Source organism: Micromonospora sp. RTBAU3-60, from assembly GCF_054963695.1.
Window position 1 is genome coordinate 1 of record NZ_JBUEGB010000024.1, and the last position, 23922, is coordinate 23922.

At 70.4% G+C, this 23922-nt stretch carries 28 protein-coding genes and 1 pseudogene; 15 read left to right on the forward strand and 14 right to left on the reverse strand.

The genetic code is table 11. The annotated features are described in order from the left end of the window. Positions 1–385: 385 nt before the first annotated feature. The 5 genes from ACY34I_RS22585 to ACY34I_RS22605 all read left to right on the forward strand — a co-directional run bounded on the left by ACY34I_RS22585 (position 386) and on the right by ACY34I_RS22605 (position 7320). On the forward strand, positions 386–1822 hold the full coding sequence (locus ACY34I_RS22585) for a TldD/PmbA family protein (protein ID WP_462757069.1): 1437 nt from the start codon (positions 386–388) through the stop codon (positions 1820–1822). Then, the gene (locus tag ACY34I_RS22590; protein ID WP_462757070.1) at positions 1819–3219 is read left to right on the forward strand and encodes a TldD/PmbA family protein; all 1401 of its coding nucleotides are present in this window, start codon (positions 1819–1821) and stop codon (positions 3217–3219) included. Before ACY34I_RS22585 ends, ACY34I_RS22590 begins: the two co-directional genes overlap by 4 nt. A 309-nt stretch (positions 3220–3528) precedes the next feature. Beyond that, the gene (locus ACY34I_RS22595) at positions 3529–4335 is read left to right on the forward strand and encodes a hypothetical protein (RefSeq protein WP_462757071.1); all 807 of its coding nucleotides are present in this window, start codon (positions 3529–3531) and stop codon (positions 4333–4335) included. Positions 4336–4345: 10 nt separating this feature from the next. Then, on the forward strand, positions 4346–6259 hold the full coding sequence (locus tag ACY34I_RS22600) for a fumarate reductase/succinate dehydrogenase flavoprotein subunit (RefSeq protein ID WP_462757072.1): 1914 nt from the start codon (positions 4346–4348) through the stop codon (positions 6257–6259). Then, positions 6259–7320, forward strand: a complete 1062-nt coding sequence (locus ACY34I_RS22605; RefSeq protein ID WP_148804665.1) for a succinate dehydrogenase/fumarate reductase iron-sulfur subunit — start codon at positions 6259–6261, stop codon at positions 7318–7320. The genes ACY34I_RS22600 and ACY34I_RS22605 overlap by 1 nt, the downstream gene beginning before the upstream one ends. Before the next feature lie 236 nt (positions 7321–7556). Here ACY34I_RS22605 and ACY34I_RS22610 read toward each other — a convergent pair whose 3' ends face one another. Next, complete coding sequence (locus ACY34I_RS22610) at positions 7557–7991, reverse strand: (deoxy)nucleoside triphosphate pyrophosphohydrolase (RefSeq protein ID WP_462757073.1); 435 nt, start codon at positions 7989–7991, stop codon at positions 7557–7559. A 185-nt stretch (positions 7992–8176) separates the two neighbouring features. Between ACY34I_RS22610 and ACY34I_RS22615 the strand changes: the two genes are divergently transcribed. Genes ACY34I_RS22615 through ACY34I_RS22625 form a run of 3 tightly spaced genes read left to right on the forward strand, consistent with a single transcriptional unit; the run spans position 8177 to position 9619 of the window. Then, positions 8177–8485, forward strand: coding sequence for a 4a-hydroxytetrahydrobiopterin dehydratase (locus ACY34I_RS22615; protein ID WP_148804666.1), 309 nt, complete (start codon positions 8177–8179; stop codon positions 8483–8485). 33 nt (positions 8486–8518) lie between these two features. Then, a complete protein-coding gene (locus ACY34I_RS22620; protein WP_462757074.1) occupies positions 8519–8881 on the forward strand; it encodes a PH domain-containing protein in 363 nt (120 codons plus the stop codon). Between the two features lie 18 nt (positions 8882–8899). Next, positions 8900–9619, forward strand: a complete 720-nt coding sequence (locus ACY34I_RS22625) for a class I SAM-dependent methyltransferase (protein WP_462757075.1) — start codon at positions 8900–8902, stop codon at positions 9617–9619. A gap of 6 nt (positions 9620–9625) precedes the next feature. Here the strand turns inward: ACY34I_RS22625 and ACY34I_RS22630 are convergent, their stop codons facing one another. Beyond that, complete coding sequence (locus ACY34I_RS22630; RefSeq protein WP_462757076.1) at positions 9626–10087, reverse strand: hypothetical protein; 462 nt, start codon at positions 10085–10087, stop codon at positions 9626–9628. Positions 10088–10177: 90 nt separating this feature from the next. Between ACY34I_RS22630 and ACY34I_RS22635 the strand changes: the two genes are divergently transcribed. Next, positions 10178–10876 carry a SanA/YdcF family protein gene (locus ACY34I_RS22635; protein WP_462757077.1) on the forward strand — a complete coding sequence of 233 codons (699 nt, stop codon included), beginning with the start codon at positions 10178–10180 and terminating at the stop codon, positions 10874–10876. A 6-nt stretch (positions 10877–10882) separates the two neighbouring features. Here ACY34I_RS22635 and ACY34I_RS22640 read toward each other — a convergent pair whose 3' ends face one another. Continuing rightward, on the reverse strand, positions 10883–11140 hold the full coding sequence (locus ACY34I_RS22640; RefSeq protein ID WP_462757078.1) for a hypothetical protein: 258 nt from the start codon (positions 11138–11140) through the stop codon (positions 10883–10885). Next, positions 11140–11451: a DivIVA domain-containing protein gene (locus ACY34I_RS22645; protein WP_462757079.1), complete on the reverse strand. Its 312-nt coding sequence runs from the start codon at positions 11449–11451 to the stop codon at positions 11140–11142. Before ACY34I_RS22645 ends, ACY34I_RS22640 begins: the two co-directional genes overlap by 1 nt. A gap of 235 nt (positions 11452–11686) precedes the next feature. Between ACY34I_RS22645 and ACY34I_RS22650 the strand changes: the two genes are divergently transcribed. Then, complete coding sequence (locus tag ACY34I_RS22650) at positions 11687–12097, forward strand: GntR family transcriptional regulator (protein ID WP_148793674.1); 411 nt, start codon at positions 11687–11689, stop codon at positions 12095–12097. After that, on the forward strand, positions 12094–12372 hold the full coding sequence (locus ACY34I_RS22655) for a DUF7660 family protein (protein ID WP_462757080.1): 279 nt from the start codon (positions 12094–12096) through the stop codon (positions 12370–12372). The genes ACY34I_RS22650 and ACY34I_RS22655 overlap by 4 nt, the downstream gene beginning before the upstream one ends. Here the strand turns inward: ACY34I_RS22655 and ACY34I_RS22660 are convergent. Next, entirely contained in the window at positions 12350–12871 is a 522-nt protein-coding gene (locus ACY34I_RS22660; protein ID WP_462757081.1) for a DUF3995 domain-containing protein, read from the reverse strand. The genes ACY34I_RS22655 and ACY34I_RS22660 overlap by 23 nt on opposite strands. Next, on the reverse strand, positions 12861–13322 hold the full coding sequence (locus ACY34I_RS22665; RefSeq protein WP_462757082.1) for a hypothetical protein: 462 nt from the start codon (positions 13320–13322) through the stop codon (positions 12861–12863). The genes ACY34I_RS22660 and ACY34I_RS22665 overlap by 11 nt, the downstream gene beginning before the upstream one ends. A gap of 130 nt (positions 13323–13452) precedes the next feature. Between ACY34I_RS22665 and ACY34I_RS22670 the strand changes: the two genes are divergently transcribed. Continuing rightward, a complete protein-coding gene (locus ACY34I_RS22670) occupies positions 13453–13806 on the forward strand; it encodes a hypothetical protein (RefSeq protein ID WP_462757083.1) in 354 nt (117 codons plus the stop codon). A 36-nt stretch (positions 13807–13842) separates the two neighbouring features. Here ACY34I_RS22670 and ACY34I_RS22675 read toward each other — a convergent pair whose 3' ends face one another. Both ACY34I_RS22675 and ACY34I_RS22680 read right to left on the reverse strand, forming a co-directional pair. After that, positions 13843–14370, reverse strand: a complete 528-nt coding sequence (locus ACY34I_RS22675) for a GNAT family N-acetyltransferase (RefSeq protein ID WP_462757084.1) — start codon at positions 14368–14370, stop codon at positions 13843–13845. Positions 14371–14419: 49 nt separating this feature from the next. Beyond that, positions 14420–14851 (reverse strand): nucleotidyltransferase domain-containing protein, encoded by a 432-nt coding sequence (locus tag ACY34I_RS22680; protein ID WP_462757085.1) that lies wholly within the window; start codon positions 14849–14851, stop codon positions 14420–14422. A gap of 54 nt (positions 14852–14905) precedes the next feature. Between ACY34I_RS22680 and ACY34I_RS22685 the strand changes: the two genes are divergently transcribed. Then, positions 14906–15406, forward strand: coding sequence for an HIT family protein (locus tag ACY34I_RS22685; protein WP_462757086.1), 501 nt, complete (start codon positions 14906–14908; stop codon positions 15404–15406). A 167-nt stretch (positions 15407–15573) separates the two neighbouring features. Next, positions 15574–16038: a hypothetical protein gene (locus tag ACY34I_RS22690; protein WP_462757087.1), complete on the forward strand. Its 465-nt coding sequence runs from the start codon at positions 15574–15576 to the stop codon at positions 16036–16038. A 115-nt stretch (positions 16039–16153) separates the two neighbouring features. On the opposite strand, the gene ACY34I_RS22695 is transcribed toward ACY34I_RS22690, so the two are convergent. After that, positions 16154–17605, reverse strand: coding sequence for a sigma-70 family RNA polymerase sigma factor (locus ACY34I_RS22695; protein WP_462757088.1), 1452 nt, complete (start codon positions 17603–17605; stop codon positions 16154–16156). 83 nt (positions 17606–17688) lie between these two features. On the opposite strand from ACY34I_RS22695, the pseudogene ACY34I_RS22700 reads away from it, so the two are divergent. Then, positions 17689–18137 (forward strand): annotated as a pseudogene (locus ACY34I_RS22700) (carboxymuconolactone decarboxylase family protein). A gap of 707 nt (positions 18138–18844) precedes the next feature. Here the strand turns inward: ACY34I_RS22700 and ACY34I_RS22705 are convergent. From ACY34I_RS22705 to ACY34I_RS22725, 5 genes are all read right to left on the reverse strand, one after another. Continuing rightward, on the reverse strand, positions 18845–19909 hold the full coding sequence (locus ACY34I_RS22705) for a hypothetical protein (RefSeq protein ID WP_462757089.1): 1065 nt from the start codon (positions 19907–19909) through the stop codon (positions 18845–18847). Beyond that, the gene (locus tag ACY34I_RS22710; RefSeq protein ID WP_148804718.1) at positions 19906–20394 is read right to left on the reverse strand and encodes a SigE family RNA polymerase sigma factor; all 489 of its coding nucleotides are present in this window, start codon (positions 20392–20394) and stop codon (positions 19906–19908) included. The genes ACY34I_RS22705 and ACY34I_RS22710 overlap by 4 nt, the downstream gene beginning before the upstream one ends. 544 nt (positions 20395–20938) lie before the next feature. After that, a complete protein-coding gene (locus tag ACY34I_RS22715; protein ID WP_462757090.1) occupies positions 20939–21976 on the reverse strand; it encodes an IS110 family RNA-guided transposase in 1038 nt (345 codons plus the stop codon). A gap of 267 nt (positions 21977–22243) precedes the next feature. Continuing rightward, positions 22244–22906 (reverse strand): transposase, encoded by a 663-nt coding sequence (locus ACY34I_RS22720; protein ID WP_462757091.1) that lies wholly within the window; start codon positions 22904–22906, stop codon positions 22244–22246. 25 nt (positions 22907–22931) lie between these two features. Continuing rightward, on the reverse strand, positions 22932–23447 hold the full coding sequence (locus ACY34I_RS22725; RefSeq protein ID WP_462757092.1) for an IS110 family transposase: 516 nt from the start codon (positions 23445–23447) through the stop codon (positions 22932–22934). Positions 23448–23922 lie beyond the last annotated feature (475 nt).

The following is a 23922-nucleotide window of genomic DNA, read 5'->3' on the forward strand; positions in this document are numbered from 1 at the left end:
ACCCTCGCCGGAGCGCTGCTCCGGCACCGCTGGGCGGTCCGGTTCCCCGGACAGCGCCGACTCCGACCTGGCCACGACCGCCTCCCCCTCAGTGACGAAGAGAACTTACAGCAAAGTTCTGGAGGCGAAAATAAGCTACAAAACGTGGGCTGTCAGCGGCCTGAGCGTAACGAGTGGGTTTCGGGCTTGACCAGCCCCCTAGCAGGAGATTCACGTCCGCCGCTGGCCGGCACGCCGGGCCCATCGCGAGCCCGTGGCGCCTGCTTGGCTGACGGACGTGGGTGCGCTCGCCTAGGGTCGGGCGCATGAGCGAGCGCCAGCGAGCGAATCATCAACGCGGTCCGGTGGTGCCTCATGACGGCACTGAGCGCAGCGGAGTGCCGGCATGACCGAGTTCGACGCGGCGAGCGCCGCCGTCCAGGCCGCCCTCGACGCGGGAGCCCGGTACGCGGACGCCCGCGTGATGCACCGGCGCTACGAGTCGATGTCGGCCCGCAACGGCGCCATCGAGGAGCTGACCCAGGACGAGGGCATCGGGCTGGGCGTCCGGGCGCTGGTCGGGTCGAGCTGGGGCTTCCACGCCGTACCCGATCTGTCGGATGCCGCAGCCAGCGACGCCGGGCGGCGCGCCGCGGCGATCGCCACCGCGAGCGCGCGGGTTCCCGGCCCGCCGATCGACCTGGTCCCCGTCGAGGCCACCGTCGCGAGCTGGGCCTCCGGGTGCGAGGTGGACCCGCTCGGCGTCCCGCTCTCCGACAAGGGCGACCTGCTCGTCCGCGCCACGGAGACGATGCGCGCGCACGGCGCCGACCTGGCCGAGGGGCTCTACCAGATCTGGGACACCGCCAAGTGGTTCGTCTCCAGCGAGGGGCACCGGATCGACCAGCGCATCCGCGAGTGCGGCGGCGGCATCTCGGCGACCTCGATCGGCGACGGCGAGACCCAGCGGCGGTCCTACCCGAGCTACCGGGGGCAGTACGGCACCACCGGCTGGGAGCTGGTCACCTCGCTCGACCTGCCCGGGCACGCCGCCCGGATCGCCGAGGAGTCCCGGGAGCTGCACACCGCCCCCGAGTGCCCGGCCGGCGAGACCGACCTGATCCTCGGCGGCGAGCAGCTCGCCCTGCAGATCCACGAGTCGGTGGGCCACGCCATCGAGCTGGACCGCATCCTCGGCTGGGAGGCCGCCTTCGCCGGGACGTCCTGGCTGGACCTGACCCGGCTCGGCGCGCTGCGCTACGGCTCCGAGCTGATGAACATCACCATCGACCCGACCATCCCCGGCGCGCTGGGCAGCTTCGGCTTCGACGACGAGGGTTCCCCGGCGGTCAAGCGGGACGCGGTCCGCGCGGGGCGTTGGGTGGGCGTGCTCGCCGGCCGCGACTCGGCCGCCGTCGCCGGTCTGCGCTACGGCGGCAGCGTACGCGCGGACGGCTGGGCGCGACTGCCGATGGTGCGGATGACCAACGTGGGCCTGGAACCGGGCCCGCACACCCTCGACGAGATCATCGAGGCCACCGACGACGGGGTGCTGATGGACCTCAACCGCTCCTGGTCGATCGACGACAAACGGCTGAACTTCCAGTTCGGCTGCGAGGTCGGTTGGGAGGTGAAGAAGGGCCGGCGGGGCCGGATGCTGCGCAATCCCACCTACACCGGGATCGGGCCGGTCTTCTGGCGCTCGATGGACATGCTCTCCTCGGAGATCGTCCCGTGGGGCACGCCGAACTGTGGCAAGGGCCAGCCCGGCCAGGTCGGGCACACCGGCCACCCGGCCGCACCGGCCCGCTTCCGCAACGTCCGGGTGGGGGTACGGGCATGAGCGAGCTGGACATCGCCGGTCAGGTCATCGAGCTGGCCCGCCGGCTCGCCGGGCCGGACGCGCAGGCCGAGGTCACGGTGACCCGCGCCGACCTGGCGTTGACCCGGTTCGCGAACTCGTTCATCCACCAGAACGTCGCCGAGTCGGGCACGGCGGTGCGGCTGCGGCTGCACGTCGACGGACGGACGGCCGCCGGCAGCGGCAGCCTGGTCGACCCCGACGGGCTGACCGCGCTGGTCGAGCGGACCCTGGCGGCGGCCCGGCTCTGCCCGCCCGACCCGGCCTGGCCGGGGCTGGCCCCGCCGTCGCCGGTCCCGACCGGCGCGGTCTTCGACGAGGCCACCGCGTTCGCGGAGCCCGACGAGCGGGCCGCCCGGGTGCGCCACTTCGTGGACGCGGTCGGCGGGCTGGAGGCAGCCGGCTACTGCCGGACGGCGTACCGGGCGGGGGCGTTCGCCAACTCGGCCGGCCACTCCGCGTCGGGTCGCACGGCGGAGGCGGCGATGGACGGCATCGCGCGTACCGGCGGGGCGGACGGGGTGGCCCGGCGCTGCGCCGACCGGCTCGCCGACCTCGACGGTGCCGCGCTCGGCGCCCGGGCGGCCGCGAAGGCGCGGGCCGCCGCCGATCCGGTCGAGCTGCCCCCGGGGCGGTACGAGGTGGTGCTCGAACCGGCCGCCGTCGCCGACCTGCTCCAGAACCTCTCGTGGTTCGGCTTCAACGGCAAGCGGTACGCCGAGCGGCAGTCCTTCGCCGAACTGGGCAGCCCTCAGTTCGACCCGGCCGTGACGCTGGTGGACGACCCGCTGCACGGCTCGGCCCTGCCGTACGACCTGGAGGGCACCCCGCGACACGCACTGACCCTGGTCGACGCCGGCACCACCAGGGCGGTGACGCACGACCGGCGCAGCGGCGCCGAATCGGGGGTGGCGTCCACCGGGCACGGTATGCCCGGCGCGTCCACCTTCGGCCCGATCCCGCGCAACCTCCGCCTGCTTCCCGCCGCCGCCCGCACGGTCGGTGGCGACAGCCCGGCCCCCGTCGGCGAACCGGCCGGCGGGGCGGTGGCCGACCCGGACACGGCGGCGCTGGTCGCCGGGGTGCAACGCGGGTTGCTGGTCAGCGACTTCTGGTACACCCGCGTGCTCGACCCGAAACAGCTGGTCATCACCGGGTTGACCCGGAACGGGGTCTGGCTGGTCGAGGACGGGGTGCCCACCCGGGCGGTCCGCGACTTCCGCTTCACCGAGTCGTACCCCCGAGCCCTCGGACCGGGCCGAGTGCTCGGCCTGGGGCGGCTGGCGGTCCGCCAGCCCGACCGGACCGACGGCGTCTGGTGGGAGGCACCGCCGCTGCGGCTGGCGTCGTGGCACTTCACCGGCGGCGCGTCCGGCTGACCGCCGGACGGTTCGGTCGCGGATGGTCGGTGACGGTGGACGGAGGGAGCCGCCGGCCCGGTCCGCGGCGCCCGAACAAATATTGATCATGGTTCGGGTCTTTCCATCGTGCGGGACACACGGGACACTGCGTTGCGCGGCCGGGCCGCGAAGATCGGCGTAACGTGTGTCACTTAGCTGCGCCGGTTCGTCGGCGCGGTCGCATGCGTGCGCAAGACGTGGCAGTGGATGCGGTCTCACCCGGTCCGCTGACCGGTATGGAAGGTGATCCGCCGCCCCCGCGAGGGCGCCGTCAGGGAGACGACTCGAATGACATCAACGGCAACGAGGCCGCGGGGGGCGCGGGCACGCGCCGCGATCGCGGCGAAGACGTTGCGGACCGACCGCTGGTGGTTTGCGCCACTGATCACCGTCGTCGGGCTCAGCGCCTGGGTCATCTACGCGACGGTCCGGGTCTTCATGCACAAGTGGTTCTGGGTCGACGACTTCCACTACCTGACGCCGTTCTACTCCCCCTGCCTGACGGAACGGTGCGGCGCGGGCTCCGCCCACATGGGCACCTTCCTGCCGGACTGGTGGATCATCCCGGACGCGGCGCTGACCCTGCCGTTCCTGCTGCTGTTCCGGCTGACCTGCTACTACTACCGCAAGGCCTACTACCGGTCGTTCTGGCTCACGCCGCCGGCCTGCGCGGTCCCGGACGGGCACCAGGCGTACAGCGGGGAGACCCGGTTCCCGCTGCTCGGGCAGAACCTGCACCGCTACTTCTTCTACGCCGCCGCGATCATCTCGCTGATCAACACGTACGACGCCATCTACGCCTTCCACTCGCCGAAGGGCTTCGGCTTCGGGCTCGGCAACCTCATCCTGATCGGCAACGTGGTGATGCTCTGGGCGTACACCATCTCCTGCCACTCCTGCCGGCACATCATCGGCGGGCGGCTCAAGCACTTCTCGAAGCACCCGCTGCGCTACCGGGCCTGGACCCTGGTCTCCTGGCTGAACGTCCGGCACATGCAGCTCGCCTGGATCACCCTCGGCACCCTGGCGCTGACCGACTTCTACATCATGGCGGTCGCCGCCGAGTGGTTCCCCGACCTGCGGTTCATCAACTGAAGGCCCTCACATGACTGAAACGCGAATCGAACGACACCACTACGACGTCGTCGTGATCGGAGCCGGTGGCGCCGGCCTGCGCGCGGCGATCGAGGCCCGGCTCGCCGGCAAGAAGACCGCGATCATCTCGAAGTCGCTCTTCGGCAAGGCGCACACGGTGATGGCCGAGGGCGGCGCCGCGGCCGCGATGGGGAACGTGAACCCCCGGGACAACTGGCAGGTGCACTTCCGCGACACCATGCGCGGCGGCAAGTTCCTCAACAACTTCCGGATGGCCGAGCTGCACGCCAAGGAGTCGCCGCAGCGGATCTGGGAGCTGGAGACGTACGGGGCGCTCTTCGACCGGACGAAGGACGGGAAGATCTCCCAGCGCAACTTCGGCGGGCACGAGTACCCCCGGCTGGCGCACGTCGGCGACCGGACCGGCCTGGAGCTGATCCGGACCCTCCAGCAGAAGATCGTCTCCCTGCAGCAGGAGGACAAGCGGGAGCTCGGCGACTACGAGGCCCGGATCAGGGTCTTCGCCGAGACCACCATCACCGAACTGCTGCTCGACGGCGACCGGGTCGCGGGCGCCTTCGGCTACTACCGCGAGTCCGGCGAGTTCATCCTCTTCGAGGCGCCGGCCGTGGTGCTGGCCACCGGCGGCGTGGGCCGCTCCTACAAGGTCACCTCGAACTCCTGGGAGTACACCGGGGACGGTCACGCGCTGGCACTGCGCGCCGGGGCGACCCTGATCAACATGGAGTTCCTCCAGTTCCACCCGACCGGCATGGTCTGGCCGCCCTCGGTGAAGGGCATCCTGGTCACCGAGTCGGTCCGCGGCGACGGTGGGGTGCTGAAGAACTCCGAGGGCAAGCGGTTCATGTTCGACTACGTGCCGGACGTGTTCCGCAAGCAGTACGCGGACAACGAGGCGGAGGCGGACCGCTGGTACAAGGACCCGGACAACAACCGGCGTCCGCCCGAGCTGCTCCCCCGGGACGAGGTGGCCCGGGCCATCAACAGCGAGGTCAAGGCCGGTCGGGGCACCCCGGCCGGCGGTGTCTATCTGGACATCGCCTCCCGGCTGCCGGCCGAGGAGATCCGCCGCCGCCTGCCGTCGATGCACCACCAGTTCAAGGAGCTGGCCGACGTCGACATCACCAAGGAGCCGATGGAGGTCGGCCCGACCTGCCATTACGTGATGGGCGGCGTCGAGGTGGACCCGGACTCCGGTGCGGCGGCGGGCAGCGTACGCGGGCTCTTCGCCGCCGGTGAGGTGTCCGGCGGCATGCACGGCTCCAACCGGCTCGGCGGCAACTCGCTGTCCGACCTGCTGGTCTTCGGCAAGCGGGCAGGCGGTCACGCCGCCTCGTACACCGACCAGCTCCCCACGCGCCCGAAGATCTCGGTGGCGGCGGTGGAGGCCGCGGTGGAGACGGCGCTGGCGCCGCTGCAGCGGGACACCGGGGAGAGCCCGTACGTCCTCCAGCAGGACCTCCAGGCGGTGATGGGCGAGCTGGTCGGCATCATCCGGCGGGAAGGCGAGCTGGCCGACGCGCTGGGCAAGCTGGCGCAGCTGCGCGAGCGGGTGGCCAAGGTGAGCGCGGCCGGCGGCCGCCGCTACAACCCGGGCTGGCACCTGGCGCTGGACCTGCGCAACATGCTGGTGGTCTCGGAGTGCACCGCGAAGGCCGCGCTGGAGCGGCAGGAGTCGCGCGGCGGGCACACCCGGGAGGACTTCCCGCAGATGGACGCGAAATGGCGGCGGGTGAACCTGGTCTGCTCGCTGGACGGCGACGCGGTCCGGCTGGAGCGCAAGCCGCTGCCGAAGATGCGCCCGGAGCTGATCAGCCTGTTCGACCGGGCGGAGCTGGCCAAATACCTGACCGACGAGGAACTCGCCGAGTTCGACGCCCTCACCGAGGAGGCGGGCAAGTAATGGGCACCAAGCGACAGTTCCGCATCTGGCGGGGCGACGAAAGCGGCGGCGACCTCCAGGACTACGCCGTCGAGGTCAACGAGGGCGAGGTCGTCCTCGACGTCATCCACCGGCTGCAGGCCACCGACGCGCCGGACCTGGCGTGCCGGTGGAACTGCAAGGCCGGCAAGTGCGGCTCCTGCTCGATGGAGATCAACGGCAAGCCGCGGCTGAGCTGCATGACCCGGATGTCGACGTTCGAGGACGACGAGACCGTGACGGTCACGCCGCTGCGGACGTTCCCGGTCATCCGGGACCTGGTCACCGACGTCTCGTTCAACTACGAGAAGGCCCGCGAGACCCCGGCATTCGCGCCGCCGGCCGACGTGGCTCCCGGCGAGTACCGGATGCAGCAGGTCGACGTCGAGCGCTCGCAGGAGTTCCGCAAGTGCATCGAGTGCTACCTGTGCCAGAACGTCTGCCACGTGATCCGTGACCACGAGGAGAACAAGCCGGCCTTCTCCGGTCCCCGGTTCTTCATCCGGGCCGCCGAGCTGGACATGCACCCACTCGACGCGAAGACCGACCGCAAGGAGTACGCGCAGTCCGAGATGGGACTCGGCTTCTGCAACATCACCAAGTGCTGCACCGAGGTCTGCCCCGAGCACATCAAGATCACCGACAACGGGATCATCCCCATGAAGGAGCGGGTCGTCGACCGCAGGTACGATCCCCTCGTGTGGCTTGGTAGCAAGATCTTCCGGAGGGGTCAGGTGCCTCAGACCAGCGTGACCAGCGAGCACCACAGCGGCGCGGGCTCCGCCCAGAGCGGGGTGCACTCGCACGCCGGCGGGTCGCACGACGCGCGATCCGAGGCGCAGGCGCAGAAGGGCGTCAACTGGCACCGCCAGGTGCCGCACCCGACCGCCCCTCCGCTCGACGCCAACGGCAAGCTGCCGCTGACCGAACTGACCTTCGACAAGGCCGCCGCGCCGTCGCCGTTCGGTGACGACGTCACCTTCCCGCTGCCGCCGGAGCACCTCAACTTCGCTCACCCGCAGCAGGACCAGCCGAAGCACTGAGCAGCACGACAACGACGACGGGGGCCGCGGCACATGCCGCCGGCCCCCGTCCCGTTTCCGCCCCGCTGTCCGCTTCCCGGCCGGCCGCCGGCCCGTCGCCGCGTTGCATGAAGTGGTAGTCCGCGAGCACGTGTCGCGACAACGACTTCCTGATCGACGAGCGGGTGCCGGACGCGCGGGCGACCGCGGCGAAGAACAACCTCGCCCGGGCGCAGGCCGGGTGGCGCGGGAGCGGGTCAGGCGGTGAGCAGAGGGCGCAGGGCGGCGACGATCGGCGCGTCGGCGGGGAGCCAGGCGACCGTGTCGAGTTCGGCGGCGGAGAGCCAGCGCAGCGCGGAGTGCTCCAGGGCCTTCGGCTGGTCATCATGGAGGAGGCGGGCCACGTACACCCGGAGGACGGAACGGCCGTGGGCCATCCGGACGTCCCGGCCGACCCGCGCGCCGATCTCCACGCGTACGCCGAGCTCCTCGGCGCACTCGCGGACCAGCGCGGCGATCTCGTCCTCCCCCGGCTCGACCTTGCCGCCGGGGAACTCCCAGCGGCCGGCCACCTCGGCGGGCGCGGCGCGCTCGCAGGCCAGGACCATACCGTCGGCGATGATCGCCGCCCCGACGACCACCTTCGGCTCGCGCCCGCCCTGCCCGTTCCCGCTAACCCGTTCGGTCCGCACGGGCGTCCAGGGTGCCAGATCAATCGGCGGTTTGGGTACCTGAGCCGCACCGTCAGGCCAACAGAACACGGAAGTGTGGGCGTGGACACACGATCCGTGCAACGACAAACTAGAGGGCGTCGACTGGGACACGGGATGGCGACGATTTGGCCACAAGCCGGCAACGACGCCTGGGAGGTACGGTGATGCGCGTGCTTTTCCGCAGCCGGGCAAAGCACGACTACCTCAGCGACGCGCTCGCCCTGCTGTCCGGGTGGACCCGGGAGGGTGAGCAGATCCGACGGACGCTCGTCCTGGACGACACCCAGCACGCCGCGCTGACCGAGCGGGTCAAGGTGGTCGCGGACGCGCTACGACTACGCCCCGAGATCAGCCGCCGCGCCGACCGTACGCAGATCCGGGTGGGCCACGGCGACGACGAGCCGCTGACCGAGGGCGAGGTGCTGCTGGCGGCCCGCATCGAGGACGCCGTCAGGGCGGTGACCGGCTCCTGAGCCGGCTGGCACCCGCCACCTACCGTCGGGTGCATGACCACCCCGACGTACGACCGCAAGGAACAGTTCCAGCAGATCCAGAGCGGGCTCCTGGCCGGCGAACAGATCATCGCCGTGTACGACGCGGTCGGCTCCGGCACCGGGTTCATCGGCCTCACCGACCGCCGCGTGATCATCCAGGACCGGTCCTTCATCGGCAAGCGGTACGCCATCACCAGCATCCCGTACGCGAAGATCACCAGCGTCAGCGTGGTGAGCAACGAGTCCTGGGGTGGTTCCTTCTTCTCCACCGGGGCGATCGCCATCCACGTCGGCGCGCAGACCTACGAGGTCGAGTTCCGGGGCGCGCAGAAGAGCCACCACGTGCACAACGTGATCCTCCACCACATCTCCTGACGCCTACCCTGATCGGTCATGGACCGGCGGCTGGCAGCGCTCTATGACGTGGAGAACCGGTGGGGGCGCGACGACGACTTCTTCCTTGGTCTCGTCGGCGCGCCGGCGGCCCGCGTGCTCGACCTGGGCTGCGGGACCGGGCGGCTGACCCTGGCGCTGGCCGCCGCCGGCCACGACGTCACCGGGGTCGAGCCGCAGCGGGCGTCGCTGGCCGCGGCCCGCGCCAAGCCGGGCGCCGACCGGATCACCTGGATCGAGGGCACCTCCGCCGACCTGCCCGACGCCGCGTACGGGGTGGCCCTGATGACCAGCCACGTGGCGCAGGAGATCCGGGGCGACGCGGAGTGGACCGGCACCCTCGCCGACCTGCGGCGGGCCCTGGTGGACGGCGGTGTGCTGGCGTTCGACTCGCGCGACCCGGCGGCCCGCCGGTGGGAACGCTGGACCCCGAGCGCGTCCCGCCGCCGGCTCACCCTGCCCGACCGCGCGGTGGTGGACGCTCGGACCGAGCTGACCGGGGTACGCGACGGCCTGGTCAGCTACGTCCACCACTACCGGTGGCCGGACGGCGTCGAGCTGAGCAGCCCCGGCACGCTGCGCTTCCGGACCGAGGCGGAACTGCGGGCGTCCCTCGCCGACGCCGGCTTCACCGTCGAGCGGGTGTACGGCGGCTGGGCCGGCGAGCCGGTCGGCGCGAGCGACGACGCCGAACTGATCGTCGTCGCCCGGGCCGGCTGAGCCCGGTCAGCCGGTCCGGCGGTAGGTCAGCTCGAAGTCGAGCAGCCAGTCGGTGCCGTCCGCTGACCGCTCCCAGCGTGCGTCGATGGTGTCGCCGTCGGCGCTGAGCGTCCCGGTGAACCGCTGGTGGAAGCCGGGCGCGTCGCGCCACATCCGCCACACCCCGTCGGCGAACGTCATTCGGTAGACCCGGTGCACGCCGCGGGCGTCGGCGTACAGCACGGTGAACTCCTCGTCGGCGTCGTCGAGGCCGACGAGTTGGGTGGTGGGGAACGGCACGTTGTCCCGCCACGCCTGCGGCGCAGTGTCCGGCAGGGGCTCCGCGTCGCTGAACAGCCGCAGGTACGGCCCGCCCTCGACCCAGGTGACGTCCGTCCACGCGGCGCCGAGGCCCTCGACCTTCGGCTGCACCGTCCACCGCCCGACGAGCACGTCCAGCCGCGCGAGCACCGGATGCCGCTCCCCCATCGCGTCCTCCTCCTGCTGCCGAGAAGGTTCACGCTAGTGGCGGCGCGACGGGTCCACCAGCAGACGGACCTGCTTGGGATACTCGTCCACATGCGGGGACGCTTCGGGGTCGTCAAACGGTGGTGGAACGTCCGTCGGGTGCGTTGGGCGGTGCTCGCGGTCGCCGTCGGCGGGGTGCTGGCCGCCGCTGGCAGCGTGGCGAGCGTGGCGTGGCTCCGCGGTGGCGCCGAGGGCCACATCTTCACTGAGGCCGAGGTGCCGGAGGCGCCGGTCGCCCTGGTCCTGGGCACCAAGGTGGAGGCGGACGGCACGCCGTCGGCGTTCCTCACCGCCCGGCTGGAGCTGGCGCAACGGCTGTTCGCCGCCGGCAAAGTCCGCGCGATCCTGGTGTCCGGCGACAACATGCACGCGGACTACAACGAGCCCGAGGCGATGCGGCGCTGGCTGGTCGACCGGGGCGTGCCGACGGACAAGGTGGTGCCGGACTTCGCCGGCTTCGACACGTACGACTCGTGCGCGCGGGCCAAGCGGATCTTCGGGGTGGACCGGATGACGGTGGTGACCCAGGCCTTCCACCTGCCCCGCGCCGTCGCGCTGTGCCGGCACCTCGGCATCGAGGCCAACGGCGTGGGCGACGACACCGTCCGGCAGTACGCCAAGTGGCGGATCGGCTCCGTTCGCGAGTACGGCGCCTCGGTGAAGGCGGCGGTGGACGTGCTCTCCGGCCGCGACCCCGTCCACCTCGGCCGCCGCGAGACCGGCGTCGATGACGCCCTGCGCGCCGGCTGACGGCGCTCACCGGGTCAACCGCCGGGTGCACGGTCCATCGTGATCGGCCCGGAGCAGGCACCGCCGGCCGCCGGGCAGGCGCAGATCGCAGAAGACCCGATGGCGTACGCCCTGGTCGTCCTCGGCGGAGACGGTGGTCTCGCCCGGGTCGGCCGCGGAGAGCAGACCGGCCCAGCGGGCGACCACCCGGGCGAGGCGTACCGCGCCGGTCAGGTCCGCGGCGGCCACCGGCAGGTGGATGACGAAGCGTTCCCGCTCGACCATCAGCGGTACCGCCCGCCGTTGGCCCGTTGCGCCTGCTCCGACTGCCAGCGCTTGAGCGCGTCCTTGATCCGGGTCGCCTCCTGCCGGCTGTCGCCCAGCGCCCGGTAGGCGGCGGCGAGGTCGTCGGCCACCCGGTCGAGGAACTCCCGCACCTCGTCCGGGTCGAGCCCCCGCCGGCCGACCCGGGTCGGCCGGAACCGCCGCTGGCGCACCTGCCACGGCGAGAGCGGGACGTAGGTCGAGGAGCGGTAACAGGTCGCCGCCGGTCTCGGCCGCTCGTTCCGGCGCAGCCTGTGCAGGAAGGCACGCATGCTCGTCCGCCTCTCTGGTCCAGGAGTGGAAGGGGTGGGCGACCCGCCCGCCGCGTGCGGGCCGACCACCCCGCCCCACCACCGCAGCTTCATTCAGCAGTACGGCAGCAGGGCTGGTCAGCAGCAGCCGCTCATCCGAGCATTTCCCCTCGGATACGGGCCGTGACTGCGACTATACGGTCAGGGGCCCAGGGGCACAACCAGACTTGCCCATGGGGGAATAAGGCTTTCTGCCATGACCATCGATCCGCGCTCGCACACTCCCGTCTATGTGCAGCTCGCCGACCTGCTGCGCGAGCAGATTGAGTCCGGAGAGCTGGCACCCGGCTCGGCGCTGCCCAGCGAGGCGCGGCTCACCCAGGAGCATGGGATCGGCCGGGAGGCGGTGCGAGGTGCCATCGCGCTGCTGCGGTCGGAGGGCCTGGTCAACACCGTGCGCGGGCACGGCAGCTACGTCCGCGCGATGACTGAACGCCGGCAGGTGGAGTTGACGCCCGGTGGGTCCGTCATCGCGCGGATGCCCAGCGGGAAGGAGCGCCGCTCGATGCAACTCGACGAGGGCGTACCGGTGCTGGAGATCCGCGACCCGAACGGCGACGTCGAGGTGCTGGCGGCCGACGAGGTCGAGCTGACCCGGCCGGCATGAACCCATACGAGAGCGGCCGGTTCGCCGAGACCAGCGCCCTCGATCCGGTGGCCTCCCCCGCGGACGTCGCCCGCATCGTCGAGGAGATGCTCGCCGACCTCGAAGCGCACCCCGGCGAGTGGGAGAACACGAGCCTGGAGACCTTCCTCGACGCCCTGTCGAGGTCGCTCCGGGGCCTGCCCCAGCTCTACCGGAACCTCGGCGAAGACTTCCCCGATCCACCGACCTGGAAGCAGTTCGCCGAGGCCCTCGTCATGGCCACCGGCTACGAGTAACCGATCGTCCGCGCAGCCGCCAGGCCGCGATCGTCCACGACGTACCCCAGAGCAGGAAGAACGGCGACCACAGCAGCAGGTCCCAGCGCGCCAGAGTGCGCGCCAACGCGGCGTGCTCGACCGGCGGCGGGCGTACCCCGGTCAGCACCAGCATGTCGCCGACGAAGCCGAATCCCAGCACCCCGACCGCTCGGGCGATCATGAAGCCGCCCAGCGCCCAGGTGATGGCGAGCAACAGCCGGCGCGGTACGGCCGCGCCCCAGGGGCGGACCGTGGCCAGCGCGACGAGTACGCCGACCACCGCCGCTGCGGCCAGCACCCAGTGGCTCGCGACGAACAACGGATCCCGGGCGAGCAGCCGCTCCCGCAGCTCCGGCGGGAGCGGATCCCGGTCGGCCAGCGCGTTCGCCCCCAGCGCCTGGGCCAGCTTCATCGACCCGTACGCCGCCGCACCGGCCGCCGCCGCGTACCCGCCGATCCGCGCCCGGTCAGTCGCCATTTCGTCTCGTCGCCGTCGCGTAGGACCGGATCATCGCCACCTGGAGCCCGATCACCACGAGCCCGAGCACGCCGTGGTACCACCGCCAGCCGATACCGATGCCGACGAAGCCGTCCACGATCATGATTCCGGCGCCACCGGCCACGGCCAGGAACATGGCGGCCAGCACCAGCAGCGCCAGCGTTCTCGGCACCCGCCGCCCGAGCGCGGTGACGGTGGCGAGGGCGAGGCAGGCACCGGCCACGCCGGAGGCGACCGCGAGCCACTGTGCGGTGGCCGGAGCCATGAGTTCGCGGGCGTACTGTTCGGTCTCGGCGGCCGACACCGGCGGGCCACCTGGGAACCCAAGCCTGGCCTGGACGGCGAAGGCCGCCTTCCCGGCGGCGTAGGCGAGAAACAGCATGGCCATGGTGTACGCGGGCCAGCGGCGCGGGCGAGCAGAATCCTCCACGACTGCGACCGTAGGCACCGGAGACCGGCCACCGACTCCCTCCAGCGGGGCGGAGCCCTCCCCCACCGGAGGGACAACCAACGGCGAAGGCGGTTAAGGTGCGTTCTCCACCGGCCGGCAGGGGACGAGGATGGACAACCGCACGGACCCGATCGAGATCATCGCCCGGGTGTCGGAGCAGGACGGCAAGCAGCGCGCCTTCGAGGTCTGGTGCTACAAGGCCGGCAAGGAAGGCTGGTCGGTGACGGTGGAGTCGTCCTCGGTCGACGAGCCGGGCGACGAATGCGGTGTGGTGGACGTCGAAGGTCTGCGGTATCGCATCCGCCACGCGAAACGGGTCCGGCAGCAGGTGGCCATCGTGCCCGCCGGGCGCCACCTGATCGCTGCCGCCGTAGACCTGTCCCTCGGCAGGTCGGATGGTGTGACCTGGACGTGGGAGTTCGACCACGCGGCGTGGGCCGAACCAGTGATCGAGGACGAGTAGGGGCCGGCCCGCCGTTCGGAACCGGGCCGACCGGGCTCAGCTGGCCGACCAGGAGCTGTTAACCACTTGGAACAGGGCCATGTCCTGCCACTCGCCGGCGATGTTGAGGTATGCCGGGGCGACACCGATGGGCAGGAATCCGTTGCGCTTCAGCACGCGCTGCGACCCGACGTTGTGCAGAAGCGTCTCCGCCTGCACCCGGTGCAGCCTCAGCTCCTCGAAGGCCACCCGCACCATCTCCCGTACCGCCTGGGTCGCTATGCCACGACCGTTGTGGCTGGCGCTCACCCAGTAGCCCAGACTGCACGACTGGAACGGGCCCCGCACGATGCCGTTCAACGTGATGCGGCCTACGACGTTGCCAGAGTCCAGAATGACGTGCGGCAACTTCGATCCCTGCGCGTGCTGCGCGAGATCGGCCTGGAGGACCGCGCGTTGCCCGTCCACCGTGAAGTAGTCCTCGCCCCGGAGCGGCTCCCATGGTGCGAGGAAGTCGCGGTTGAGGCGGAGCAACTCCGCCAGGACCGACGCATCATCGAGCGCGACAAGCCGGGTGAGATTCACCCGCCCATGATCACACGGTGCCCCCTGAGCTGCGGGACCCGGCCCAGGGTCAGGCGTTGCGGCACCCGCACGCCGCCGACAGCGCGGCCAGCACACCGGCCGGGTCATGCACGACGCGGTATCCGTCCCGCATGACCCGGCGGGTGCCTGCGTCAACCGGGTCGGTGTCCGCCCAGCTCACCGGCACGACGCCCAGCTCGACCTCAAACCCGGACGGGCATCGCACCCGGACTTCCCTGAGCGGCCCCCATTCGGCCAACCGGACGACCTCCCCACCGAGCAGACCCGACCAGAGGGCCGGCTCCGCGTAGCCCGGGTTGTCCGTGAGGACCACGATGTCGACGTCGGAGTCCATCCGCGCGGCCCCGCGTGCCCAGGAGCCCACGACCACCACCCCGGGGACGTCCGCGCGCTCAGCCGCCCAGCTGGTCAGCAGATCGACCGCCGAGTGCATCTCGCGGGACCGCTCCTCCGTCACCATGCGGCGAAGTTTGACACGTACCTCCAAGCCGCTGTGCGGATCTAGGCTGCCGGTATGGACGGTCAGCCGGCGAAGACCGCGTTCGACTTCGAGCAGTACGAGCGTCGCGTCCGGCAGGGGCCCTGCTTCGTCTGCGCCTTCGTGAGCGGTGACCCCGACTACCGGCATCACGTCGTCTACGAGGACGATGACACCACCGCCTTCCTCGCCCGCAACCCGACGCTGCTCGGCTACTGTCTCGTCGCCCCGAAGCAGCACATCGAGAGCTGGGTGCAGGGGATGCCGCAGCGCGAGTTCCTGCGTTTCCAGGCCGTCGTGCACGCGGTCGCCAGGGCGCTGGCCGCGACCCTGCCGACCGAGCGGATGTACTCCATGAGCCTGGGCAGCCAGCAGGGCAACGCACACCTGCACTGGCACCTCGCGCCGCTACCGCCCGGCGTGCCCTATCACCAGCAGCAGTTTCACGCCGTCATGGCCGAGAACGGCGTGCTCGCGGTCGACGACGAATCCCAGTCGGCGCTGGCTAGGGACATTCGCAGCCGCGTTCGGCTCTGAGGACCGCGGCCCGGCTGGGCGGGCGGCCAGCAGCGGTCCGAAACTGCCGAGATCCGGCTCGGGTTCGTCCAGAAATATGCAGCAGTCGTGACCAGCGGCACCTGTATTGACCTCAAGCGAACTTGAAGTTCTACCGTCATCCCGTCCAATGATCTTGGGAGAAACGGGTGGACGTGACGATCAAGGAATACTCCCCGGACCTCGTGGCTGCTCAGCCGATCGGGGCCTGGAGTGGTGAGGCGTACCGTCGAGTGGTCGGAGCCCTCCGTGCGGCACTGGCGGTGGAGAACCTCACCCAGCCTCACTGGTGGACGCTCAACCACGTCGCCGGAGACCCTGGCAAATGGACCCGAGCAGCCCTGATCGAGCGATTGACGCCGTATGACGATCTCGGAATCGACTTCGACGGCGTCTTCGACGATCTGATCGCCCGAGGCTGGCTGACCGAGAACGCGGGAAGCATGACCCTGACCGAGGCCGGCGAGGCCGGCCGCGTCCGGGCCAAGGAGCGCAACCTGCGGGTGCACGAGCAGACGCATGACGGCATTGCCACAGCCGATTACGTAACCACGATCAACGTCCTGCGCCGCATGGTCGCGAATCTGGGCGGCAACGGCGACCTACCCGACTAGCAGGCCCGAACGGCCGTAGGCCGGTTGCGGTCACTCGTCGCACGGCGACCGGGCCGGCCTCGTTCCCGCCTACCGGCGCCCGCCAGCGTCCGTCTCCTCCCACAGCGCCTCGGTGTCAATCGGCTGGTCGCCGGCAGGGACGGGGGTTTGGGGCGGAGTCCGCAGCAGGGCCGGCAAACCACCGCCGTGACGACCGGGGCACCAGCAGCAATACGGCAATGGCCAGGGCCGCCACCATACTGGCTGCCCGCAGCCAGCCCACCGTGGCATGCTCGACGAAGCCGGATACCAGGTTGCCGGCCATCGCCAGGACAACGAGGCCCTGAGCGAAGGGATTACCCCGCCACAGGCCGTAGATCAGCGCCGCCGCAATAGCTGCGACGATCAGGCCGGCGATGACGTCGGCGGAGTCCACCCAAGGTCCGTGAGCAATGCCGCTGGCATAACCCACGATCAGGACCGCCAGCGCGGCCAACACGGGGCGCGGTGGATGGGGCTTCGTCTGGTGAACCACCGGCGCATCGTACGGTCGCAAACCTGCCGTGCTTTGTCCGTTCCCCGGCCGCTTTTCAAGATGCGCCAGCCCGCGCGGCCGTGACCGAACTCGTCGTTGCGACTCTTCGCGCCCAGGCCAAGGCTCACTACACCGCCCGAGCAGGTCAACTGGTCGGCCAGCCCGACGTCCGGTCACACCGGCTCCGGCAGGTCCACCAGCGCGAGCTTGGCCGGGTCGACCAGGGCCGTGATGTCGGTGATCCGGCCGTCGACGACGGTGAACGCGAGGATCGAGACCGGGGGTGCCGTCCTCGCGCCAGGAAACGACTCCGGGGAGGCCGTTGACGGACGCCGCTCGCCCCAGTGTGGCTGCGCTGGCGGCCAACTGCGCGCCGGCGGCGACCTTGGCGGCGCCGAGGGTGACGACCACGCCGGCGGGGGTGTCGACGGTCAGTCTCACCTCGGGGTCGAGCACCCGTAGCAACTCCTGGAATTCGCCGTGGCGAGCCGCCGCCAGGAAGGACTCGACCACCTCTCGCTGCTCCCGTTCGACGCGTGTCGGCCGCTCGGTCGCCTGCACCTTTCTGCGAGCGCGACTGGCGAGCATCTTGGCGGCACCGGTGGACTTGCCGAGGATCTTGCCGATCTCATCGAACGGCACCGCGAACAGGTCGTGCAGCACGAACGCCAGCCGTTCGTTCGGCCGGAGCGACTCGAGGACGACGAGGAGCGCGAGCCCGACTGAGTCGGCCAGCACCGCGTCGTCCTCGGGAGCAGGGCCGTCGTCGAGCGCCACCACGACCTCGGGCAGCCGGTCGTCGTAGGACGCCTCGGGGCGGGTCTGGCGCGAGCGGAGGATGTCGAGACTGATCCGGCCGACCACTGTCGTCAGCCAGCCGGCAAGGTTGTCGATGGTCGCCGTGTCCTGGCGGGAGAGCCGCAGCCATGCCTCCTGGACCGCGTCCTCGGCGTCGGCGTGTGATCCGAGCATGCGGTAGGCAACCGCGCGCAGCCGGTCGCGCTGGGACTCGAACGCCTCGGCCATCGAGTCCGCCGGGCTGGTGTCGGACATGTTGTTACCTTCCTCGGAACTGCTTCGTCACGGGTGATGACGGGCCCGAACGGGCGCAGGTAACCGGTGAAGGAGCAGGACCGATGGAACCATGTACGAAGAGCGCGATGAACCCCGACCTGATGACCGCGATCCGGCACCTCCACAAGGCCATTGCCGCCGGGGGCGTCGATCAGCGCCTGCTGTCGCTGGTCCACCTGCGTGCCAGCCAGATCAACGGCTGCGCACCGTGCGTTTTTGCCAGTATCGCGGGGCGAAGAAGGCCGGCGAGACGGACGAGCGGCTGCACAACGTGGTCGCGTGGCGCGAGACGCCCTTCTTCACCGACGAGGAGCGGGCGGCGCTCGCGCTGACCGAGGCCGCGACCCGCATCCAGGACGGCGCGGCGGGCGTGACCGACGAGATCCGGGACGCCGCCGCCGACCACTTCACCGAGGAGCAGCTCAACGCGATCATCCTGGAGATCGCGATGACCAACTTCTTCAACCGGATCAACCACACGACCCGGGAGCAGGCCGGCAAGACCTGGTGAGCCGCGCGGGGCGTCATCCACCTGGGCCGCGCCCGAGATCAACGGATGGCGCCCTGCCGACCAGCACGCCGAGAGCACGAGCCAGCCGACTCTGCAGCAGGCATGACCGATCGGTATCAGGACCGGCGTGACGCTGGGCGCGTGGTGGCCCGGCGGGGAGAAGCCGGCGGGGCGCAGTTCGGAGTGGTCGGCATCGAAGACGTGCCACCGCATGGGCCGGGGTCAGACGTTGAAGCGGAACTAACGGCCGCTGCCGCACTACCAGCGGCGATTCTGTCCGACACCTGCTCACACGGCGTCTCGGGCTGCCAAGGTTGCTCGCTGGTTGACGACGTTTCACGGTGTCTTGTGCCCCGTGTGTGCCCCAAACGGCCCAGTCGCCCCCTCGCCTGCAAGGCGCATCCGCCTGACGCTCTGACACGGAGGATGGTCCTGGCTGGTAGCAAAGCCATTCGGCCACGCCTCGGAGTTGTGCGACAGACCGCCGTTGGCTGATGTTGACCGCTGTATCGGGCACGCCAGGGGCAGATCATCGCGACGGCTGTCGTAGGAGTGGGTGGTCGCCGGATTCAACCCGCAACCTCCGTCGTCGCGCCGGTGCTCTGCCCATTGAGCGACGGCCACCCGCCGGTCACGCTACCTCTCGACCTTGACTCCCAGGCAACCGGAACGGGGCGATAGAGGCATTCTCCGATTCCCGCCCGTTCCTACTTGCTGCCCACCCAAGTCATGTCTGGCCACGGCCCGAAGTCGAACTCCTCAACGATACGAACTAGCTCGGGAGCGGTATTCGGGTTCGGACCGGACATACCGTCCTCGACTGGGCCCAGCAGTTGCAGAGAAACCTCTACCCCGTCGGACAGGGTCAGGAAAAGCTGCCCGTTGTCGGGCACCTGCCATCCGGGGAACCCGCGCACCTGGATCGGCTGAGCCACGTCCCGATTGATGTGATCTCTGTGTACGTCGGGGCCTATCAACACGTCAAGTTGGCGACGGTCGTTAGCGCCCTTGGTCGAGAGGCTTTGCACCCAGCTCGCACCATCGTGGCCCAGGACAAACATCCATGGCACGGCGGCGAGGTCGGCTGGCAGCCAGCCGAAGCGGGGGCCTACCGATGTGTGCCGTTGATCCGGCTGGACCGACCGTGCGACGCGTAGGGCAATGGCCCGCTGCTCGTCGAGGTCATCGTTGGTCATTACAGACACGATCAGCTGCGGCTGACCGGGTGGTTTCCAGATGACATAAGGACTGCTCCGCTCGCCATCGGTCTCAATGAGCTGGCCGGCGACGCCGTTCACATCAACGTTCTCCGTCCGCCGCCCCGTCGGCCGGTTGGGCTCAAGGACGTCATGCCAACCGATCGTGAGTCCGACGGTCGGGGTGAGACCGTCGGACGCCGAGGCACCGGGCCGCCATTCCAGCGACACGACGGCCGCCTGGTCGTCCGCCACGAGCACACTGCGGTTGGCCTGCCCGTACTGGCGGGGCAGCCACGTCGGCCGGTGACGCAGCGGGACATCGAGCCAGCCGCCTCCCGGACCGCCGCCCATCGCGGGAAAGTGGGCGTCGGGTTGCTGCAACAGTCGCCACACTTCCGCTCCGGTGGCCCCGACACTCGCTGCGGCCACCCCGATACCGGCGACCCGCAGCACAATGCGGCGTTGCCTGTGTTGCCGCGCTCGCGCGGCCAGGGTCGTCCGGATACGCTCCGGCGACGGCGCTTCGTCGGCGATGGCCGCAAACGCGTCCCGGATCGCTTCCTTGTCAATCATCGTGCCTCCCGAGACGGCTCAAGCGTGGCGACGTGTCGCAGCCGGGCGAGTGCCCGCGACGCCTGGCTGCGGACCGTGGCGAGGCTGCAGCCCATCAGCGCCGCAATGTCGCCGTCGGCCATATCTTCGAAATAGCGCAGTGCGATCACAATGCGTTGCCGGGGCGGCAGAGCACGGATCAGTTGGACGAGGGCTTCGCGCTGCACGACCTGCTCGGCGCGGTCCTCAACCTCAACCGGAAGTTGAACGCGTTCCCGCCGCAGCCTTGCGGTCACCCGCCGGCGGGTCGACACCAGCTCATTAATGATCATCTTGCGTAGGTAGGACTCAGGCACGTCGAGCGTGCGGATCCGCGTCCACCTGGGCTGCGCCTTGACGAGTACGTCCTGCACGACATCTTCGGCCACATGTGGGTCGCCGGACAGCACGGTCGCGTGCCGCACCAGCGCCGGCAACCGCGCGGCGACGAATTCCTCAAATGTCAACCGACCTCCCTGCTCACCTCCTACACGAAGCTGTCGCCAATTCTGTTGCTTCTGCCAGAACACTGACCACCTTGCCGCCATCCTCACTGTCTGCCGTCGACCCGCCCTTCTGGGAGCGGGCCGCCGCCCGGCCCGCCACGTCATCCATGAAGGAGCGGGGCCGGTCAAGGGTGGGGTTTTGACCTGGTGACGTTGTTTTGCCCGTCTTCCGGGATGGTTTTCGGGCAGGCGTGTGTGCGGTGTCGGGGTCAGGGCTGGGCCGGAGGCCCACCCGTAGGGCTTGGCCTTGACGCCGGCGCCGTGGACGCCATCGTGGTGATGCCGGAAGTCGGTGTTGTGGGGTGTGGTCGCGTCGCCAGGGTCCGAGCGATGTCGGGAGGGCAGGCCGAGGTTCGGCTGCCGGTCATCCATTCGCCCCGCGCTGGTTCGGGGGCATGGTGGTGTGCGACCGTGACCGGACGGGGTCAATCAAGCGGGCGGCCTCGCCGTCGGCGACGGGGGCCAGACGTGGCACGGCCACGCGTCCGGTCACGTCCGAACCTGCTCACGCCGCCGCCCGGGCCTGGCTCAGGGCACGGATGTGCCCGTCGCGTAGGCCGTAGTAGACGAGGGTGAGCAGTTTGCGGGCCACCGCGACGGTGGCGATGTTGCGTCCGCGTCGCTCGGCGATGCGGGCGCGGGTGCCGGTCAGCCAGCCGGCGCTGTGCGGGACGCCGTGGGCGGCCTCGACCGCGGCCCACCGCACCAGCGTGGAGCCTTGTTTGGTGATCCGCCCTCGGTGCACGACGAGGTCGGACTCGCGGTGCCGGGGCGTCAGGCCGGCCCAAGAGGCCAACTGCGCCGGCCCGGGGAACCGGTCGACCTCGCCGATCTCGGCGACGAACACCGCCGCCAGGACCGGCCCGACACCGGGGATGGCCTGGACCGCCGTGTAACCGCGATGCCCGCAGAGTCGGGCCCGGATCGGCCCGGCAACCGCGTCGATCTCGAAATCAACCGCGTCGATCAGCCGGCACAGCGACGACACCCGACCCCGATACGCCCCATCCAAAGGCGCCCGGGCAAGCAGTTCCCGCCCGCCAACGCCGAACAGATCCGACACCGCGATGTGCACGCCCTGCTTGGCCAACACCGCATGCACCGACGCCTTCAACCCGCTGCGCCAGGCCACCAGCTTGGCCCGATACCGCACCAGCTCCCGCAACTCCCGCACCGCCGGCGGGGCGACATACGCCTCCGGCAGCCTGCCCATGCGCAGCAGATCCGCCAGATCGGCGGCGTCCCGGGCGTCGTTCTTCACCCGCCGGTAAGCGAACCCCTTCACACCCAACGGATGCGCCAGATGCACCCGGGCACCGGCCGCGGCCAGCACATCCACCGCCCAATACCAGCCATAGGTGGCCTCCAGGACCACCTCCGGATCCCGGCCGGCCTTGGCGATCTCCAACCCGAGCGCGACCGGGTCATTGTCGATCCGCACCGTCTCGAGCTTCTCGCCCGCCTCGCTCATCCGCACGATCACCGACCGACGGCGATGCAGATCAATACCCACGATCTGCCGGCCGTCGTACTCTGCCTGCATGAGGGGCCTCCTTCGTCGTGAGACGTGAGCACCCCGAGCATCCCGCCCGGGACCCACGAGGAGCGAGGCCCCGCTCCTTCATGCCATCAAGCCGACCCTGACGGCTCGTACGGACGCTGGCGGGTCGGGCGGTGGTCTGGTCGGCTCGCCCGGGTCGATGGCAGGCGGGATGGCCTACCGCAACCACCCACGGACCGCGACGCGCCGATGGAGCCCCGGCCATCCTGGAGCCGGAGCGCCCCCGCCGGAGGCAGCCCAATGCTGAAGTCAAGCGGCGAGTGGGTGTTGCGGTTGGTAGGGCTGTCGGTTGCGCAGGATGGCGTGCAGGACGTTGATGCGGCGTCGGGCCAGGGCGATGAGGGCTTGCTGGTGGCGCTTGCCCTCGGCGCGTTTGCGGTCGTAGAAGGCGCGGCTGGTGGGGTCGTGTTGCAGGGCGCTGAATGCCGACTGGTAGAAGATCCGTTTGAGGGTCTTGTCGCCGCTGGTGGCGCGGCGTAGGTAGCGCATCTTGCCGGACTGTTGCAGCACCGGGGCCAGGCCGGCGGCGCTGGCGAGGTGGTCCCCGGTGGCGAAGCGGGCGATGCCGCCGGCGACGGCGAGGAACTCGGCGGTGAGGGTGGCTCCCATTCCGGGCAGGGTGCGGATGAGGGCCGCGTCAGGGTGGGTGTCGAGAGCCCCGGCGATGTGTTTGTCCAGGTCGGCGAGTTTGGAGCGGCAGGCCAGAGCTTCACCGGCGAGGTCGCGGACCAGGTCCGCGGCGACGGCCTCACCTGGCACGGTGATGCGCTGACTCTGCGCGGAGGCCAGGGCCTGCTCGACGAGGAACGTGATGCTGGCGGCGTGCAACCCTCCGACGCGGCGTAGGTACTCGGTGACCCGACGGCGTCCCGCGCGTCGGATCTCCGTCGGCGTGACGTAGCGGGCCAGCAACGCCAGATCGGCCTTGTTGGTGGCGTCAACGACACGTTCCAGGCCGGGGTGGATGCTGGCGAGTAGGTCCCGAAGCCGGGCGATGCGTCGGGTTTGGTCGACCGCCGGGCTCGCGGCGCCGGCTGACCAGCAACCGCAGCTCTGCGTCGGCGTCGCTGGCCTGCTCGACCAGGCGCAGCTCGTCCGCGCGTAGCCGGATCTGATCGGCGATGACCTTGGCATCCCGCGGGTCAGACTTTTGCTCGCCACCACGGGTGGCCCGCCGAGCCCGGTTGACCGCCAGCCCGGGCACGTGCACCAGCCGTAGCCCCTCGTCACCCAGCATCACCTGCAGCAACCCGGCGATCCCACCAAGCACGTCGATTGCGACCGTGGCCGAGCCGTGCTCGGCCTCGACGGCACGAATGTCCTCGATGAGGGCCTGAATCGCTGGCGGGTCGTTGTCCACCTTGCGGCTGGCCAGCACCTTGCCGGTCTCAACGTGCACCAGCGCAGCCCAGTGAAACCCCTTCGCCACGTCGATGCCCACCGCGACAGCCATGCGACTCCCCTCTCCCGTCGGCTGTTCACGCGCGCTCTTCCCGCCGTCAACGCCCTACACAGCGATCAATCGCACAGCCCAATCAGCAGTCAGGAAGAGCAGACGAGGCAGGCGGCGAAGCCTCCGTGGCCATGACCGGCAGCAACACTAAAAGCCATACCCGCCCCGTCCGCGTCAGCCCGAACGACTATCACCGCCCGGCCTGCAATAGAAGGTAGGGCGCACTAACCGCAACCCCGCGACCGCCGCCAGCTCGCCGACGCGGCCGGCGTGCCCTTCCCTGCGCCGCCCTGCTCGGGCGCGGCGCGGCCGGCTGCCGGCCCGCGAACCTCAACCACTTTCGGCGCTGCCGTATGCGGCGGCTCTAAAACTGACGGACATCGTTGACACGTTGGTATCAGGACCTGCGTGACACTTCGCGAAGCCAGGGACCGGCGGAGCGCCCGTAGGGGGTGCCCCTCCGCCGGATGGCCGG

Coding starts and splice junctions, on each gene's coding strand:
- ACY34I_RS22585 (WP_462757069.1), top strand. CDS start 386: ATGACCGAGTTCGACGCGGCGAGCGCCGCCGTCCAGGCCGCCCTCGAC.
- ACY34I_RS22590 (WP_462757070.1), top strand. CDS start 1,819: ATGAGCGAGCTGGACATCGCCGGTCAGGTCATCGAGCTGGCCCGCCGG.
- ACY34I_RS22595 (WP_462757071.1), top strand. CDS start 3,529: ATGACATCAACGGCAACGAGGCCGCGGGGGGCGCGGGCACGCGCCGCG.
- ACY34I_RS22600 (WP_462757072.1), top strand. CDS start 4,346: ATGACTGAAACGCGAATCGAACGACACCACTACGACGTCGTCGTGATC.
- ACY34I_RS22605 (WP_148804665.1), top strand. CDS start 6,259: ATGGGCACCAAGCGACAGTTCCGCATCTGGCGGGGCGACGAAAGCGGC.
- ACY34I_RS22615 (WP_148804666.1), top strand. CDS start 8,177: ATGCGCGTGCTTTTCCGCAGCCGGGCAAAGCACGACTACCTCAGCGAC.
- ACY34I_RS22620 (WP_462757074.1), top strand. CDS start 8,519: ATGACCACCCCGACGTACGACCGCAAGGAACAGTTCCAGCAGATCCAG.
- ACY34I_RS22625 (WP_462757075.1), top strand. CDS start 8,900: ATGGACCGGCGGCTGGCAGCGCTCTATGACGTGGAGAACCGGTGGGGG.
- ACY34I_RS22630 (WP_462757076.1), bottom strand. CDS start 10,087: ATGGGGGAGCGGCATCCGGTGCTCGCGCGGCTGGACGTGCTCGTCGGG.
- ACY34I_RS22635 (WP_462757077.1), top strand. CDS start 10,178: ATGCGGGGACGCTTCGGGGTCGTCAAACGGTGGTGGAACGTCCGTCGG.
- ACY34I_RS22640 (WP_462757078.1), bottom strand. CDS start 11,140: ATGGTCGAGCGGGAACGCTTCGTCATCCACCTGCCGGTGGCCGCCGCG.
- ACY34I_RS22645 (WP_462757079.1), bottom strand. CDS start 11,451: ATGCGTGCCTTCCTGCACAGGCTGCGCCGGAACGAGCGGCCGAGACCG.
- ACY34I_RS22650 (WP_148793674.1), top strand. CDS start 11,687: ATGACCATCGATCCGCGCTCGCACACTCCCGTCTATGTGCAGCTCGCC.
- ACY34I_RS22655 (WP_462757080.1), top strand. CDS start 12,094: ATGAACCCATACGAGAGCGGCCGGTTCGCCGAGACCAGCGCCCTCGAT.
- ACY34I_RS22660 (WP_462757081.1), bottom strand. CDS start 12,871: ATGGCGACTGACCGGGCGCGGATCGGCGGGTACGCGGCGGCGGCCGGT.
- ACY34I_RS22670 (WP_462757083.1), top strand. CDS start 13,453: ATGGACAACCGCACGGACCCGATCGAGATCATCGCCCGGGTGTCGGAG.
- ACY34I_RS22680 (WP_462757085.1), bottom strand. CDS start 14,851: ATGGTGACGGAGGAGCGGTCCCGCGAGATGCACTCGGCGGTCGATCTG.
- ACY34I_RS22685 (WP_462757086.1), top strand. CDS start 14,906: ATGGACGGTCAGCCGGCGAAGACCGCGTTCGACTTCGAGCAGTACGAG.
- ACY34I_RS22695 (WP_462757088.1), bottom strand. CDS start 17,605: ATGTCCGACACCAGCCCGGCGGACTCGATGGCCGAGGCGTTCGAGTCC.
- ACY34I_RS22705 (WP_462757089.1), bottom strand. CDS start 19,909: ATGATTGACAAGGAAGCGATCCGGGACGCGTTTGCGGCCATCGCCGAC.
- ACY34I_RS22715 (WP_462757090.1), bottom strand. CDS start 21,976: ATGCAGGCAGAGTACGACGGCCGGCAGATCGTGGGTATTGATCTGCAT.
- ACY34I_RS22725 (WP_462757092.1), bottom strand. CDS start 23,447: ATGGCTGTCGCGGTGGGCATCGACGTGGCGAAGGGGTTTCACTGGGCT.